14 protein-coding genes are annotated in these 13753 nt (G+C 51.5%); 5 read left to right on the top strand and 9 right to left on the bottom strand.

Features of this window, described 5'->3' with window-relative positions:
* Nucleotides 1-20: 20 nt before the first annotated feature.
* Nucleotides 21-386 (top strand): FmdB family zinc ribbon protein, encoded by a 366-nt coding sequence (locus NST96_RS01095; protein WP_024984720.1) that lies wholly within the window; start codon nucleotides 21-23, stop codon nucleotides 384-386.
* 95 nt (nucleotides 387-481) lie between these two features.
* On the opposite strand, the gene NST96_RS01090 is transcribed toward NST96_RS01095, so the two are convergent.
* The 8 genes from NST96_RS01090 to NST96_RS01055 form a co-directional block, all read right to left on the bottom strand.
* Nucleotides 482-685 (bottom strand): aspartyl-phosphate phosphatase Spo0E family protein, encoded by a 204-nt coding sequence (locus NST96_RS01090; RefSeq protein ID WP_216621078.1) that lies wholly within the window; start codon nucleotides 683-685, stop codon nucleotides 482-484.
* Nucleotides 686-1042: 357 nt separating this feature from the next.
* The gene (locus tag NST96_RS01085) at nucleotides 1043-2401 is read right to left on the bottom strand and encodes a helix-turn-helix transcriptional regulator (protein WP_342405236.1); all 1359 of its coding nucleotides are present in this window, start codon (nucleotides 2399-2401) and stop codon (nucleotides 1043-1045) included.
* Nucleotides 2402-2739: 338 nt separating this feature from the next.
* Nucleotides 2740-3504 carry a type III pantothenate kinase gene (locus tag NST96_RS01080; RefSeq protein ID WP_342405234.1) on the bottom strand — a complete coding sequence of 255 codons (765 nt, stop codon included), beginning with the start codon at nucleotides 3502-3504 and terminating at the stop codon, nucleotides 2740-2742.
* Nucleotides 3505-3514: 10 nt separating this feature from the next.
* Nucleotides 3515-4360, bottom strand: a complete 846-nt coding sequence (gene nadC, locus NST96_RS01075; RefSeq protein WP_003390285.1) for a carboxylating nicotinate-nucleotide diphosphorylase — start codon at nucleotides 4358-4360, stop codon at nucleotides 3515-3517.
* The gene (gene nadB / locus NST96_RS01070; RefSeq protein WP_003390284.1) at nucleotides 4350-5972 is read right to left on the bottom strand and encodes an L-aspartate oxidase; all 1623 of its coding nucleotides are present in this window, start codon (nucleotides 5970-5972) and stop codon (nucleotides 4350-4352) included. Before nadB ends, nadC begins: the two co-directional genes overlap by 11 nt.
* Nucleotides 5973-6467: 495 nt before the next feature.
* The gene (locus NST96_RS01065; RefSeq protein ID WP_024984725.1) at nucleotides 6468-6899 is read right to left on the bottom strand and encodes a Fur family transcriptional regulator; all 432 of its coding nucleotides are present in this window, start codon (nucleotides 6897-6899) and stop codon (nucleotides 6468-6470) included.
* 31 nt (nucleotides 6900-6930) lie between these two features.
* Complete coding sequence (locus NST96_RS01060) at nucleotides 6931-7770, bottom strand: metal ABC transporter permease (RefSeq protein WP_003390281.1); 840 nt, start codon at nucleotides 7768-7770, stop codon at nucleotides 6931-6933.
* Nucleotides 7771-7801: 31 nt separating this feature from the next.
* Nucleotides 7802-8569: a metal ABC transporter ATP-binding protein gene (locus NST96_RS01055; protein WP_171506529.1), complete on the bottom strand. Its 768-nt coding sequence runs from the start codon at nucleotides 8567-8569 to the stop codon at nucleotides 7802-7804.
* A gap of 278 nt (nucleotides 8570-8847) precedes the next feature.
* Here NST96_RS01055 and NST96_RS01050 point away from each other — a divergent pair, with 278 nt between their 5' ends.
* The 3 genes from NST96_RS01050 to NST96_RS01040 all read left to right on the top strand — a co-directional run bounded on the left by NST96_RS01050 (nucleotide 8848) and on the right by NST96_RS01040 (nucleotide 11877).
* Nucleotides 8848-9150, top strand: a complete 303-nt coding sequence (locus NST96_RS01050) for a metalloregulator ArsR/SmtB family transcription factor (RefSeq protein ID WP_003390278.1) — start codon at nucleotides 8848-8850, stop codon at nucleotides 9148-9150.
* Nucleotides 9151-9298: 148 nt separating this feature from the next.
* Nucleotides 9299-10483: an MFS transporter gene (locus NST96_RS01045; RefSeq protein WP_122958266.1), complete on the top strand. Its 1185-nt coding sequence runs from the start codon at nucleotides 9299-9301 to the stop codon at nucleotides 10481-10483.
* A gap of 404 nt (nucleotides 10484-10887) precedes the next feature.
* Nucleotides 10888-11877, top strand: a complete 990-nt coding sequence (locus tag NST96_RS01040) for a WG repeat-containing protein (RefSeq protein ID WP_172920350.1) — start codon at nucleotides 10888-10890, stop codon at nucleotides 11875-11877.
* 81 nt (nucleotides 11878-11958) lie between these two features.
* On the opposite strand, the gene NST96_RS01035 is transcribed toward NST96_RS01040, so the two are convergent.
* Nucleotides 11959-13071, bottom strand: a complete 1113-nt coding sequence (locus NST96_RS01035; protein WP_339166996.1) for a zinc ABC transporter substrate-binding protein — start codon at nucleotides 13069-13071, stop codon at nucleotides 11959-11961.
* A 172-nt stretch (nucleotides 13072-13243) separates the two neighbouring features.
* Between NST96_RS01035 and NST96_RS01030 the strand changes: the two genes are divergently transcribed.
* Nucleotides 13244-13735, top strand: coding sequence for a PCYCGC motif-containing (lipo)protein (locus tag NST96_RS01030; protein WP_003390273.1), 492 nt, complete (start codon nucleotides 13244-13246; stop codon nucleotides 13733-13735).
* Nucleotides 13736-13753: the final 18 nt, after the last annotated feature.

Raw genomic sequence — 13753 nt, 5'->3', positions numbered from 1 at the left:
TTTTAGGAGAGGATGCAGTCATGCCGACCTACTCGTTTGTATGTGAAACCTGCGGCGTCTTTGATCTGTACCGCAGCATGGCACAAGCCGGGGACCCCGGGCATTGTCCGGAATGTCAAAAGCTTGCGGTCCGGCTCTATTTGCCCACCGGGTTGATCACGTCGTCCAAAGCGCTGCGGACCCGCATCGAGCAGAGCGCGGTGCCGAAAGTGGTAAAAAGGGAGACTCCCGGCTGTTCCGGGGAAGGCCAGAGACGCGGCAGCGCTCAAGCTCACGGGCATGCTTGCGGATCGCATGGACACAGCCATGCGGGCCATGCCTCTCGTCCCGGCAAGCCGGCCTATCGTTCGCACGCACCCAGCCGTCCGTGGCAGGTGGGGCATTAATCCGTTTGAGAAAAACATCTGCGAGCGTACCAAGCCAAGCCCAGCACCGTGGCGTGCTGGGCTGTTTTTGCTTACGTTTGACTCATGCATGTTTTTTATTTGATTGACTTAATTTTCATTCTGTTTTGATACTGGACAATATACTGGTCCAGGCGCTGGCTCAACTCTACAACTTCCCCGTTGTCAAAGCCTTTTTCCTGAACAAGTTCAACTAATTGTCCCCGCAAGCTCTCTATAATCCTTATTAAGTCCTTCTCATTATGCCGATTTTGTTCTTGTTCACCTACCAACCGGATCATGCACCTGCCTTTAGGAGCAAGCGATTCCCCTTTTGTAGGCATTCCTTTTAACGGGCACATAAGGGGAACGTCCCATTCTAGAATTTTCACAGTGATCGGATATCACACCTTCCTTATTATGTAATACAAGGACATTTATAACTATACTAGATTCTCCAATAAATGCCGCTTTGAAAAAATAAGGAAATATAAAAAGCCAGCACCCGTTTGAAGGTACTGGCCTTTTGTTTTACCCACCTACTCCATGAGTGTAGGTCTGCACTGTTTGAATTGTTGTAGAAGATGATGTTTCAGTGTTTGCAATACCGATACACAGGCTAACAATTAACGCGAGTGATAACGATACCAACTTTCGTTTCATTCTTTGAACCTCCCTATTATTTCTTGATATATTCGTTCATGCTGCTCCGATGCATGATGCCGATGTTCCCAAAACAGTGCAGTACATCGTTTAAATGCTTCTTGATTCTTCAACTTATCGGCTAGGTCCAAACAACATAATATTTCTTCAAGTGCATTGGTAATGCGCCCTTTCTTTAACTCATAGACGACTTTATTATACCTGAAATTATAATGTCTGCCAATATTAACCGGATCTTCATATTTATAAAAACGTTCTATTTCTACTGAATACTGTTCCAAAATAGGTTCGATAAAAATGTCATATTTACTGGCCGCTTCCATGAGAGTCAAAAGCCCCGCTGGTATTTCCGCTGGATGCTTGGCCAAAAACTTCAGATACTCGGGCAAAATAGTAACTTCACCCATCAGCAAATCATACGTATAAAAATTGGCTTTTGCCCATGTCTTAAACTTCTCAACCTCTCTTTGTCCCACATCATCTAACAGTTCAAACCACCCAAGATCAGCATAGCCATGAACATATTTTTTTGCTTCTTCATGCAAATCTTGCATTTGTAATGCGGCGCCTTTTAATAGAAATCCTTGTCCATAGTACGTAACCAAATGACGCTCTGTTTTTAACGGCTCACAGTTCTTGTTGCTTTTCCGTTTACGCAGCTCGTCCTGATAGACCTTCATGGCAAGTGTTCGTAATTCGTCAGCATACTTTTCCATTTCACTCCATCTTTGCAACACAAAACACACATTCGCCAATTGCAGCAACCCGTCCAACTGAAAATTTTCCGGCAAACGCTTCCGATAAGGTTCAAACCGAATAACCGCCTTCCAGTTCTCTTCGGCATCTGTCCCTTGCGCTGCCCGGAACAACCGGTACTGACTGATCAAAAAACGGTCGGAATGACTGTCCTTCTCATTTTCAATCACGAACTCATAGAAAGGAACGGACTCCTTCCGCTTCCCGCTCTCAAAGAGCTGCTCTGCCACTGAAAAAAGGATCCCTACATTTTTGGGGTCATCCAGCAATTTGGAAACGATCTGTTGAATACAATCCTTCAGGCCAATTTCTGCGCACCGGATCAGGTAGGGAATCACTCGCGGGCGAGATACCCTCTCTTTTGCGAAACACTCTTCTGTGTACAATTCATAGAGCCACCCTAAAGGCTTCCCAAAAACTTTAGTCAACGCATCCAATTGTCCTATCGTCATCGGGCGGTTGCCACGTAAAATATCACTAAGGTGTCCGTGATTTATACCGGACAATTCGCTGAGCTTGCTTAATGTATAACCGTTTTGCTTCTGATGCGTTTCTATCTCTGACCGCAACGACCGTTGCACCGTCTCTTGCAGCCTCATAGAAAAACACTCCCCCTACTCCCAAAGTGATTACTATTCAGTACGTTAAGTCACTCTTGATAAAGAGATATCTTTTTGATATTTCTATATTTTACCATATGATACACATAGAGGTAAACTAGTGGAAGTATTTCTCCTAACATATCTTCTCATTTTGTTGGAGATAACCCCCGGCAAACAAAGAAAGAGTTTCGAGCGCCTGTCTCCTCGGTCGAGGCGAAAACAAGAAAAGCAGTAGGACTCGATGAATCTTAAAGGCTCCCATTATAAAAGAGAGCAACCCTCCTGCCGATTTCCCTGCAAGAGAACTGCTCTCTTTTTATGAACAAGCTAACATCTCACTGATTCCGTTCGTAAATCAAACGAAGGCCCTTCAGCGTCAAGTCGCCATCAACAACATCGATGCACTCTGCTTCGTTTGCAATCAAAGGAGCCAAGCCCCCTGTCGCGACCACAGTCGGCTGTGTGCCGTACTCGGCCTTGATCCGGCGGACAATGCCCTCCACCTGACCGACAAAGCCGTAGTAAATCCCGGCCTGCATCGCTGATATCGTATTTCGCCCCACCACGGACGAAGGCTTCGCGATCTCGATGCGGGGCAGCTTGGCAGCGCGGCTTACCAGCGCCTCCGTGGAAGAGCCGATCCCCGGGGCTATGGCACCGCCCCAGTACTGTCCGCGCTCGTCCACATAGCAAAAGGTGGTGGCCGTGCCAAAATCGACGACGATCAGCGGGGTTCCGTACTCGTGAATCGCGGCCACCGCATTCACGATGCGGTCTGTCCCGACCTCGCGCGGATACTCGTACTTGATGTTGAGGCCGGTCTTGATTCCGGGTCCCACGATCAAAGGCTTATGGCGCAAGTACTTCTCGCACATCCGCTCCATCATCACTTTGATCGGAGGCACGACTGAGGAAATAATGACACCGTCCACGCTGTCCAACGTCAGGCCGACACTGTCACACAGGCTGCGGACGAGCATGCCGTATTCGTCTTCTGTTTTGTTGCGATCCGTAGCCACGCGCCAATGATGACGCAGCGTTTCTCCCTCATACAGTCCCATCACGATGTTGGAATTTCCGATGTCCATCACCAGTAGCATAAGGCTTCTCCTACCGTTTCCGGGTGTTTAAATCGAGACTGATATCGAGCGCTTTTACCGAGTGCGTCAGCGCTCCGACCGAGATGACGTCCACCCCAGTTTGGGCAATGCCCCCGATCGTCTCCAGCGTGACGCCGCCGGAGGCTTCCACGACAGCCCGGCCGCCGATCATGGCGACGGCTTCACGCATCGTCTCGTTTGGCATGTTGTCCAGCATGATGATATCGGCTCCGGCAGCCAGTGCCTCCTGCACCTGCCCCAGCGACTCCGCCTCCACTTCGATTTTCATCGTATGCGGAATGGCGGCACGGGCCGCCGCGACTGCCTGAGCAATTCCGCCCGCTCCCTTGATGTGGTTATCCTTGACCATCACGGCATCGTACAGTCCGTAGCGGTGGTTGTGTCCGCCCCCGACGCGGACTGCGTATTTTTCCAGCATTCTCAGGCCCGGGGTGGTTTTTCGCGTATCCACCACCCGCGCCTTCGTTCCTGCGACTGCGTCGGCATACTGCCTGGTCAGCGTCGCGATGCCGGACATGCGCTGAAGCAGATTGAGCGCCAGACGCTCACCGCTCAAGATCGAGCGAACCGAACCGCTGACGTCTGCGATTTGCTCTCCTTTCTCGACACGCGCCCCTTCCTGGACGCGGCTTGTAAAGGACAAGGCTGGATCTACGGTCGCAAACACCTGCTCCGCCACGGACAATCCGGCAATAATCCCTGCTTCCTTGGCGTACAGAATGCCCGTCCCTGTCTCCGTCCCGGGAATCGTGCTCATTGTCGTCACGTCTCCGAAGCCGATGTCCTCTTGCAGCCACTCTTCAATTTTGCGTTGCAATTCCCGCTTATTCCACATCGTACTGGTCACTCTCCTCACGTACACCCTCATCCATCGACTGGATGATGTGCTTGCGCCAAATCAAATCGTCTTTGTTCGGGAAATCATTGCGATAGTGTCCGCCCCGGCTTTCCTCCCGCCGCAATGCCGCGCGTGTCGTCAGCACGGCCGTACCGAGCAGGTTGAGGAATTCGAATGCCTCGATTTCATGGTGCTCGCAGGCGTAAAACCGCTGCATGCGCTCCAGCTCTTCCAACGCCTTTTGCAGTCCCTTTTCCTGCCGCTTTACGCCGACGTGGCGCAGCATCAGCTTTTGCAGCTTGACCCGCTGCTCTCTCGTGTTGACGGTCCGATTCCCCCGTTTTTCTGCCTTTGCCTGCAACGGACGTATTTCGGGCAACGGCGGAAGCTCCCGGATGCGATGAACAATTCGGTGGCCAAACACAACCGCTTCCGACAGCGAGTTGCTCGCCAGGCGGTTCGCTCCGTGCACACCCGTGCAGGATACCTCGCCGCAGGCAAACAGGCGCTTGGTAGAGGTCTCTCCGTTCAGATCGGTCTGAACTCCGCCCATGATATAGTGGCAGGCAGGCGCGACCGGAATCCAGTCGGTTACCATGTCGAGCCCGTATTGGAGGCAGAACTGGTAAATGTTTGGGAAGCGATGCTTGATCAGCTCCTCCGACTCATGCGTGATATCCAGATAAACATAAGCCGAATGTGTGCGCTCCATCTCGGAAACGATCGCCCGGGCTACGACGTCGCGCGGCGCCAATTCCTTTTGCGGATGGTACTTTTCCATGAAGCGCTCCCCGCTCGTATTGCGGAGAATCGCCCCTTCCCCGCGTACCGCTTCCGAGATGAGAAAGCGCGGCGCACCCGGATAATACAGCGCTGTCGGGTGAAACTGGATAAACTCCACATCCTTGATCCGCGCTCCGGCCCGATACGCGATCGCGATTCCGTCCGCTGTCGCGATCTCCGGGTTGGTCGTGTAGCGGTAGAGCTGACCCGCTCCCCCGGTCGCGAGCACCGTCGCCTTTGCTTCCAGGAAAAAGCGTTCGCCGTCCGGCTTCATGGCGATCACTCCGACGCATTCGCCGTCCTGTGTCACAACATCAATCGCAAAGTGGTCTTCCAGTACGGTGATGTTGGACTTCTCCCGAACGCGTGCGGACAAGGCGCGGACGATTTCCGCTCCCGTTGCGTCCCCGTGGGCATGCAAAATACGACGTTTGCTGTGCGCCCCTTCTTTGGTCAGCTCATACCGCCCCTCGGCGTCCTTGTCAAACTCTGTACCGTAGGCGATCAGCTCTTTTAAGCGTTCAGGCCCTTCGTGGACGAGGACTTCCACCGCTTCGTACGAGCACAGGCCCGCTCCTGCGATCAAGGTGTCTTGACGGTGCAGCGCGGGCGAATCGGACTTGGCCGTGACCGCGGCAATCCCGCCCTGCGCCCAGCGCGTATTGCTGTCGTCGAGTTTCTTTTTGCTGATCAATACCACTTCATTTTGTTCACTGGCTTGCAGGGCCGTATACAGCCCGGCGATGCCAGCGCCGATGACCGCCACTTCCGTTTTCATCCGCGGCAATGTTTGCAAATCAAAGTCAGCAATATAGCGGGGGATCATTCCCTGTGTCCCTTCTCTCATCCGTGATCAAATCTATGTTTCACCCATTATAACAAATACGTCTTGGTAGCAAAATGAGTTGGCGCAGCTCTTTTGTAAGCCTGAAGCTTTGCGAGTCTTAGCAAGCTTTACGAGGCTTTCGGGTTTTGGGCGGCGTTGTCCGGGCTGCGGTGGCGGAGATGAAACAGGAGAAAAAGGCTCCAGTTCGGTGGGACACTTGCTTGGAAGCTTATACTGTCCGGCTCCATTCCAAAAGGGGAACCGCGTCCAAAAGCAGCCTGCCCGAGGATGCGTCTCAGAGGTTGGACGCGAAAAGCGTGTTCCCCTTTTTCCATTCCTCCTGGGCCGGTGTCCCAAAGACCTTCGCCTTTTTCTCCTGTTTCATCTCTACAGCGATTGTTTTCGCCCGGTCTTCCTAAAAGCAAAAGATAAAAAAGCCTTTGCTTCGATGAACTTGTCATCGCTGCAAAGGCTGAAAGGGAGTCTGTAGAAAGTTTATGAATGAGACGGCACGGACGCACAGTCGGAGCAGGTGCCGTATACTTCGAATTTGTGGCCGGTGACCTGGAAGTCCTCGGGGATCGACGACATGATGTTCATCGGGCAACCGGGGAGTGAGGAGGTCTTGCCGCATTCGGTGCAGATGACGTGGTGGTGATGGTGGCCGTCTGCCGAACAAGCGAGCCTGTATTTTCCTTCCCCATCCAGCTCCGTCTCCTCCAGAATGCCCAGATCGACGAATGTCGAGATGTTGCGATAAACGGTGTCAAAGCTGAGATTGGGGTAGTCGTCCTTGATCCGTTCCATGATATCCTTGGCTGACAGGTACCGTCTCTCTGCCGCGCAGATGCGGATCAGCTTTTCCCGTTTACCCGTGTATTTATATCCTTTTTCCTTCAATATCTGCAACGCTTCTTCTACCTTCATCATCCTTGCTCCTTCCCGCATTGGTCACATGCTATCGCAGAGCCGCTTTGATTTTCTTCACACCGAGCACGATCAACAAGATGCTTACGGCTACCAATACAATTGTACCACCAGATGCCCAATCTAGCAGATAGGCAAAATAGAGTCCGGCCAAAACGGATGTTTCGGCGAAGACAATCGCGTACAAAATCGTTTGGCGGAAGCTTCCGGCAATCTGCAGACTGGCTGCTACCGGCAGCGTAATCAGGGCGGAGATCAACAGCACGCCCACGATCCGCATGGAGGCGGCAATCGTCAGCGCCACCAGAACCATAAACCAGAGGTTGATCGAGCGGCGTGCCACTCCGGAGACGCGGGCGAATTCCTCGTCAAACGATACGGCAAACAGCTCCTTGTAAATGAGGAAAACGGTGCCGAGAACGACTGCCGCCACGCCGATCAGGGCGTACAAATCTTCCTTGCTGACCGTCACGATTTTACCGAACAAGTACGAATACAGGTCGGTGTTAAAGCCTTTGGCGATGCTGATCAAAACAGTAAACAGCCCGAGTCCGGTCGAAAGGATGATCGGAATCGCCAAATCCTGATACGATTTGTACACCTTGCGCAGCCGCTCGATAAACAGAGAGCCGATCACCGAGAACAGCATCCCGAAAAACAGAGGATTAACAGCCTGAAACAGCGCAATCTTTTTTGAGATCAGCATGCCTGCCGCTACACCTGAGAGCGTTACATGCGAAAGGCCGTCCGCCATCATCGACAGGCGGCGCACAATCAAAAAGGTCCCCAGAATGGGACAAATCAGTCCAATCAGTATCCCTGAAAACAGGGTATACCGCAAAAAGTCATACTGCCACCAGTCAGCCAGCATGGTTCTACTCCTTCTTTCGTTCCAAATCTACTCAATGGTGGTGAGCGAGCATTTTGATCGAATCACCGTACATCTGCTGTAAAATCTTGTCGTGATTGTGGGCAAAGTCGTGCGCGGAGCCGTGGAAGTGGAGCTTCCGCTGCAGGCAGGCTACCTTGTTGACCCACTGCGTCATCACGCCTACATCGTGGCTGACGATCATCATCGTCATGCCGTTTTCTTCTTTCAGCGAGCGTAGCAGCTCGTAAAACTGTTCAATTGACTCCTGATCCACACCGACGGTAGGCTCGTCGAGGATCAACAGCTCCGGCTCCGCCACCAATGCCCGGGCGATGAAGACTCGCTGCAGCTGCCCGCCGGACAGGTTGCCGATCCGCTGGTCCAGCTTTTCCGTCAAGCCGACGCGCTCGACGACTTCCTCGACTTTTTGATGGTGCTTGCCTTGCAGGCGGCGGAACAAACCGACCTTTCCCACCAGACCGGAAGCAACTACCTCCCGTACGGTAGCCGGAAAGCCGCCTGCCCCGTGAGCGACCTGCTGGGCCACGTAACCGATCTTGCTCCAGTCCCGGAACTTGGACAAAGGCTGCCCAAACAGCTCCACCGTCCCCTTCGTGGCGGGAAGCAGTCCGAGCAGCAGCTTCATCAGCGTCGATTTGCCCGAGCCGTTCGGTCCGACAATGCCGACGAAGTCTCCGCGTTCCAGAGAGAAGTTTATGTTTTCCAGCACGACTTTCTCTTCATATTGAAAGAATACCGACGTCAGCTTGACTACGGCATCCTCATGTTTCGCTTCCATGACGCCATCCTTCTTCCTTTAAATCGGATTTATTCTGATTTACTACGTTACATCGTACTACGATTCGGCAAAAATCTCAAGAAGTCAAATGCGGCATTCCGCTTTTCCGCCGTCAACTCCCAGAACATCCTCTCCGCTCTTAAAGACCCGCACGTTCTGACGGCGGGTCGCAGAGCGAACGCCAAACACAGTACGGCAAGCAGGCATTAGAAGCCGCCAGAATCAACGGTCAACTGATTCGTGTTGACATATCGGAAATCGTCGATATAATGATGATTATGGAGCCAATCGAAGTGTTTAAAGCATTGTCTAACGAGTCGAGGTTGCAAATTTTGCAATGGTTAAAGGAACCGGAAAAACATTTTGTGCCCCACGAAGGGATTGATATGAGAAAAATCGGGGTTTGCGTGAGTCAGGTCACAGAGAAGCTGAAGATGACTCAATCAACGGTTTCCCAGTATTTGTCCATACTTCAACGAGCCGGTCTGATAAAAACAGAGCGGATCGGAAAATTTACGTATTATAAAAGGAATGAAGAGAAAATACGTGAATTCGCTGCTTTTTTCAATAGTGAGCTCTAATTCTAAAACTGAATGCCGAAAATGTATTCGGTTTTTGTTTTGTTTGTCAAATCGACATATCGCGATATGTATTATCATATAGTTTTGTCTTTTGTATCTACATTTTTCAATTTATCGATCTAAAATCGACAAAGGAGTTGTGATCTCATTGACCAGTACGTGGAAGGTTTACTTTTTGGCATTAGTCAGTTTTTTAGTCGGCACATCCGAGTATGTCATTTCAGGCATCTTGGATAAGATTTCGGAGACCCTGGGTATCTCCGTCACTTTGACTGGGCAGCTTGTGACGATCTTTTCATTTGTTTATGCTGTCTGCACGCCGCTACTCATGGCTTTGACGGCAAAATGGGAAAGGCAAAAGCTGCTGGTTTCTGCAATGGGCATCTTCGTGTTAGGGAATGTTTTGTCTTTTGTCCTGCCTGGGTTCGAGCTTTTTGTTGCAGCCCGTGTCATCATGGCTTTAGGCGCGGGAATGGTGGTTGTCACCGCCTTGGATATTGCCGCTAAAATTGCCGCCCCGGGCAAACAAGCAAGTGCCCTTGCCACAGTGGTTATGGGATTTACTGCTTCGTTGATTATCGGGGTTCCTCTTGGACGAGTTGCAGCGGCCGCGTTCGGATGGCGGTCTGTGTTCGGCTTCCTGGCACTGGCAGGCTTGCTGGCGATGTTTGTTCTCTACACAGTATTGCCTCGAGTCAAAGGAGACGATCCCGTTCCCTTGTCCAGGCAGCTTGCTTTTTTGAAAAACGGAAAAGTAGCGCTAGGGCTTGCCATTACCTTCTTCTGGTTGGGCGGATACTCCATCGCCTATACCTATATCTCGCCTTATCTTCTCGATGTCGCCGGCTTGAAGGAAGACATGCTGAGCGCAGCTTTATTGGCGTTCGGAATCGCCAGCTTGGCCGGATCCAAATTCGGCGGGTTCAGCACGGACAAGTGGGGCGTGTTCCCGACGCTGACCGGGGGCATGCTCCTGCACGCAGCAGCCCTCATCTTGCTATCCGTTTCCGTTTCCTTGCCCCATTCGTGGCTTCTTGTTGCTGGCTTACTGGTTTTGTGGTCGTTTGCGGCCTGGTCTACCGGTCCTACGCAGCAATTTAATCTGGTTCGGATTGAACCAAACTATTCGGGAATCATGCTGGGCCTTAACCAATCCATGATGCAATTGTCCATGGCGGCTGGTGCAGGAATGGGAGGCATCATTATCGATCAAGTGTCGTTGTCATCGGTTACATGGTTCGGCATGATCGGAGTGGTCCTGGCGATCCTTGCAGCGTTTCTGTTGAGGCTGCGGATGAGTGAAGGAAAGCAGATGGCTCAAGCAAACGAATAAACGAATACAACCGGAATCAGGAGGGCCGAACCGATTCCGGTTTTTTTGTGCTTGGCAGCTCTACAAGCCCATCCTTCGTGAATCAGGAAATTTTGAGGATTATTTATCTCTCTTTTGCGAAACAAACCGGTGTAATTACCGTCATACTAATTGTAAATACAGGGATAAATACCAGAATTGAGGGATTATTATCGAACAAAGGTGATTATCGTAAAAATGAACTCCCCTTTGTTTGTTATATAAAACAGGTGTTTTGGCGACAATAACCATCCGTAAAACAAAACGTAAAATTTCGAAAATACATGGGGTGAGATTTCGCTGTGAGTATATTTCGCCTATATACTCTTGGAATGCTACTGCTGGTCATATTGGTTGGATGCTCTCCCCCAAAGCCGCAAACGGAAATGCCAGATCATGCACCCCCGCATTCAACTCCTGCCGGGCAAGTCAAACAGGGCAAGCCCTCAAGCGAAGACGACGCGCTTTTCCCCATTAGACAAAGGGACCATGCAGGATATATCAACCGGAGCAGACAGGTCGTTATCGAGCCGTCATTTCTCCAAGGTTTTGCCTTTTCAGAGGGTCTCGCCATTGTAGAAAATGACGATCGGAAGCTGGGGTACATCGATAAACAAGGAAGCGTTCGAATCGATTTTCAATTTCCCGATGCACAGGATTTTTCGGAAGGGCTGGCTGCGGTACGGGTCCCGAACGGAGAAGGATGGGGTTATATTGATCGGACCGGCAAAGTCGTCATCACACCGCAATTTAAATTCGCCGGAAGCTTTCACGAGGGGCTGGCTGCTGTCCATGATCACGACTCCTTCCGCTTTATCAACCGATCTGGAGAACCGGCTTTCGAGATCCCGTTTCCGAATGTACAAGAACTGGGGGATTACTCCGAAGGCTTGGCTTTTATAAAAACAGGGAATCTATACGGCTTTTTGGACAAAAGCGGAAAGGCAGTCATCCCGCCCACCTTCCAGAGTGCACATTCTTTTCAAGAGGGATTCGCAGCGGTGAAGCTCGACGGCAAATGGGGATTTATCGATCGACAGGGTACGATGAAAATAGCCCCCGCGTACGAATTGGCCCATGCTTTTTCCGAAGGATTGGCCGAGGTCAAGACAGGGCAAGGGTGGGGATTTGTCGACAAGACGGGAAAGACAGCCATTGCCCCGCAATTTGCGGAGGTGGGTTCCTTTTCCGAGGGGCTTGCCGCAGTAAAGCTTAACGAAAAGTGGGGGTTTATCAACGCACGCGGAGAAATCGTCATTCCGGCTCAATTTGATTTTGCTTACGACTTTCATCATGGCCTGGCTAACGTGCAAACGGGTACAGCATGGGGCTATATCGATCGAAGCGGTGGAGTTGTCTGGCCCCCGCAACAGTAAAATCCGGATATAAAAGATAGAAAAAAGGAAGCTGCCCCTTTGGCTCTATGGATCGCCAAGGACAGCTTCCGTTCCTGTTTCCTATTTCAATGCCGCACGCAGCATTTCGAGGTTGTCTTTCATAATAGAGAGATAGTCTTTCCCCGCCTTCGCTTCTTCCTCCGTCAAGCCTTCCAGAGGATTAAGCGTTCCCGTTTGGACGCCTGCTTCTTTGGCAATCACTTCGGCTACCTTCGGCGACGCCAGGGTCTCAAACAGGACATACGAAATGTTGTGTTCCTTCACATGCTCGACGAGCTCCTTCATCTCTGACGGCGACGGCTCGTCGGCTGGATCAATCCCTGAGATTGCTACCTGCTCCAGTCCGTAACGCTTGGCCAGATAGGCAAAGGCGCTGTGGGCGACCATAAACTCTTTTTTGGAGGATTTGCTTACCATATCCGCAAAGTCTTTGTCCAGCTGATCCAGATCGGCGGCCAGCTGCTGGTAGTTCTTCTCGTAGGCATCAGCATGCGCCTTGTCCTTTTCAACCAGAGCGGACTTGATTTTCTCCGCCTGTGCTTTCAGCATGGTCGGATCGAGCCACACGTGGGGATCGGTACCGCCGTGATCATGCTCGTGCTCATGGGCGTGCTCCTCGGTGGAGCCAGTGGCAGCAGCGGCATCCTGCTTGTGTTCTTCGTGACCCTGAGCTTCGGAACCTTCCTTGTGTTCCTCATGTCCTTGAGCACCGGAGTCTTCCTTGTGATCGTCATGTCCTGCTTCGGCTGCCTCGCCCTCGTGTCCGTGATCATGGTCATGTCCCCCCGCAGCTTCCAGCAGGGAAAGTCCCTCCGTTGTATTGACCACTGTCGTCTTGTTTTTGTCCATGCCTTTTACCGCGTTGTCCACCCATGCCTCAAACCCGCTCCCGTTGTAAATGAACAGGTCGGCACTGCTCAGAGCGACCATATCCTTGGCAGTCGGCTCAAAATCATGAGGCTCCACTCCGGCTGGTACGATATTCGCCACGTCGGCATATTCGCCAGCGATCCGCTTGGCCGCATACTCCAGCGGGTAAAGCGTCGTATATACTTTTATTTTGGATGTTCCCTCATCCGTTTGCGGAGACGTATTGGCAGTATTTGCTGTGCCGCAGCCAGCCATAGCCAATGCGGTCACAATCGTCAGCGTAGCCAGCATCGTTTTTTTCATCCTTCTTCCACTCCTCTTCCAATTCATAATCATTCCGATTTGTATCTCAACCGTTTTTTATTATACGGGCAGCTGCCCATAAAGTAAATAGGATTTATTCCGATTTGCGCCGGTTTCTTCACAATTTCTTCATCGCATTATGATATGATACCGGTAAGGAGGTCTGTCCAGGATGAAACGGAAACATTTCTTTGTAATTGGTCTTTTGGCTGCAGCCCTTGTCTCCGGCTGTGCCTCTCAAGACAAAGCCCAGGGCGATCATGCAGCGCATCAGCAGCACGCCCCAAATGGAGACCTGCAGGAGATGACCGCTTCGGTGGATCAACTGCCCAGCTTTTTGGACAACCAAGACCCGCAAATCGTCGCAGCCTATAAAGTCGCTGCAGCCAATCGCGAGCTTCTCAAGGTGATTCCTTGCTACTGCGGCTGCGGTGAAAGTGCCGGCCACCAGCACAATGGAAACTGCTTTATTAAAGAGGAAAAAGAAGACGGCTCCATCGTCTGGGACGATCATGGCACCCGCTGCGGCGTATGTATGGAAATCGCCGTCGTCTCTGCCAAGATGAAACTGGATGGAAAAACCGATAAAGAAATCCGCACGTTTATCGACGATACGTATAAAGACGGCTATGGAAAGCCGACTCCGACTCCCATGCCGTCGTAAGATTCGGTTGCAGGAGCA

This window comes from Brevibacillus sp. FSL K6-2834 (assembly GCF_038592925.1).
GTDB lineage: Bacteria > Bacillota > Bacilli > Brevibacillales > Brevibacillaceae > Brevibacillus > Brevibacillus borstelensis.
Note: the sequence above shows the minus strand (reverse complement) of the source record. Positions and strands in the feature narration are given on the sequence as shown.

What these genes read in the sequence shown, in the direction of transcription:
- NST96_RS01095 (WP_024984720.1), top strand. Translation starts at nt 21, where the DNA reads ATGCCGACCTACTCGTTTGTATGTGAAACCTGCGGCGTCTTTGATCTG.
- NST96_RS01090 (WP_216621078.1), bottom strand. Translation starts at nt 685, where the DNA reads ATGATCCGGTTGGTAGGTGAACAAGAACAAAATCGGCATAATGAGAAG.
- NST96_RS01085 (WP_342405236.1), bottom strand. Translation starts at nt 2,401, where the DNA reads ATGAGGCTGCAAGAGACGGTGCAACGGTCGTTGCGGTCAGAGATAGAA.
- NST96_RS01080 (WP_342405234.1), bottom strand. Translation starts at nt 3,504, where the DNA reads ATGCTACTGGTGATGGACATCGGAAATTCCAACATCGTGATGGGACTG.
- nadC (WP_003390285.1), bottom strand. Translation starts at nt 4,360, where the DNA reads ATGTGGAATAAGCGGGAATTGCAACGCAAAATTGAAGAGTGGCTGCAA.
- nadB (WP_003390284.1), bottom strand. Translation starts at nt 5,972, where the DNA reads ATGATCCCCCGCTATATTGCTGACTTTGATTTGCAAACATTGCCGCGG.
- NST96_RS01065 (WP_024984725.1), bottom strand. Translation starts at nt 6,899, where the DNA reads ATGAAGGTAGAAGAAGCGTTGCAGATATTGAAGGAAAAAGGATATAAA.
- NST96_RS01060 (WP_003390281.1), bottom strand. Translation starts at nt 7,770, where the DNA reads ATGCTGGCTGACTGGTGGCAGTATGACTTTTTGCGGTATACCCTGTTT.
- NST96_RS01055 (WP_171506529.1), bottom strand. Translation starts at nt 8,569, where the DNA reads ATGGAAGCGAAACATGAGGATGCCGTAGTCAAGCTGACGTCGGTATTC.
- NST96_RS01050 (WP_003390278.1), top strand. Translation starts at nt 8,848, where the DNA reads ATGGAGCCAATCGAAGTGTTTAAAGCATTGTCTAACGAGTCGAGGTTG.
- NST96_RS01040 (WP_172920350.1), top strand. Translation starts at nt 10,888, where the DNA reads ATGCCAGATCATGCACCCCCGCATTCAACTCCTGCCGGGCAAGTCAAA.
- NST96_RS01035 (WP_339166996.1), bottom strand. Translation starts at nt 13,071, where the DNA reads ATGAAAAAAACGATGCTGGCTACGCTGACGATTGTGACCGCATTGGCT.
- NST96_RS01030 (WP_003390273.1), top strand. Translation starts at nt 13,244, where the DNA reads ATGAAACGGAAACATTTCTTTGTAATTGGTCTTTTGGCTGCAGCCCTT.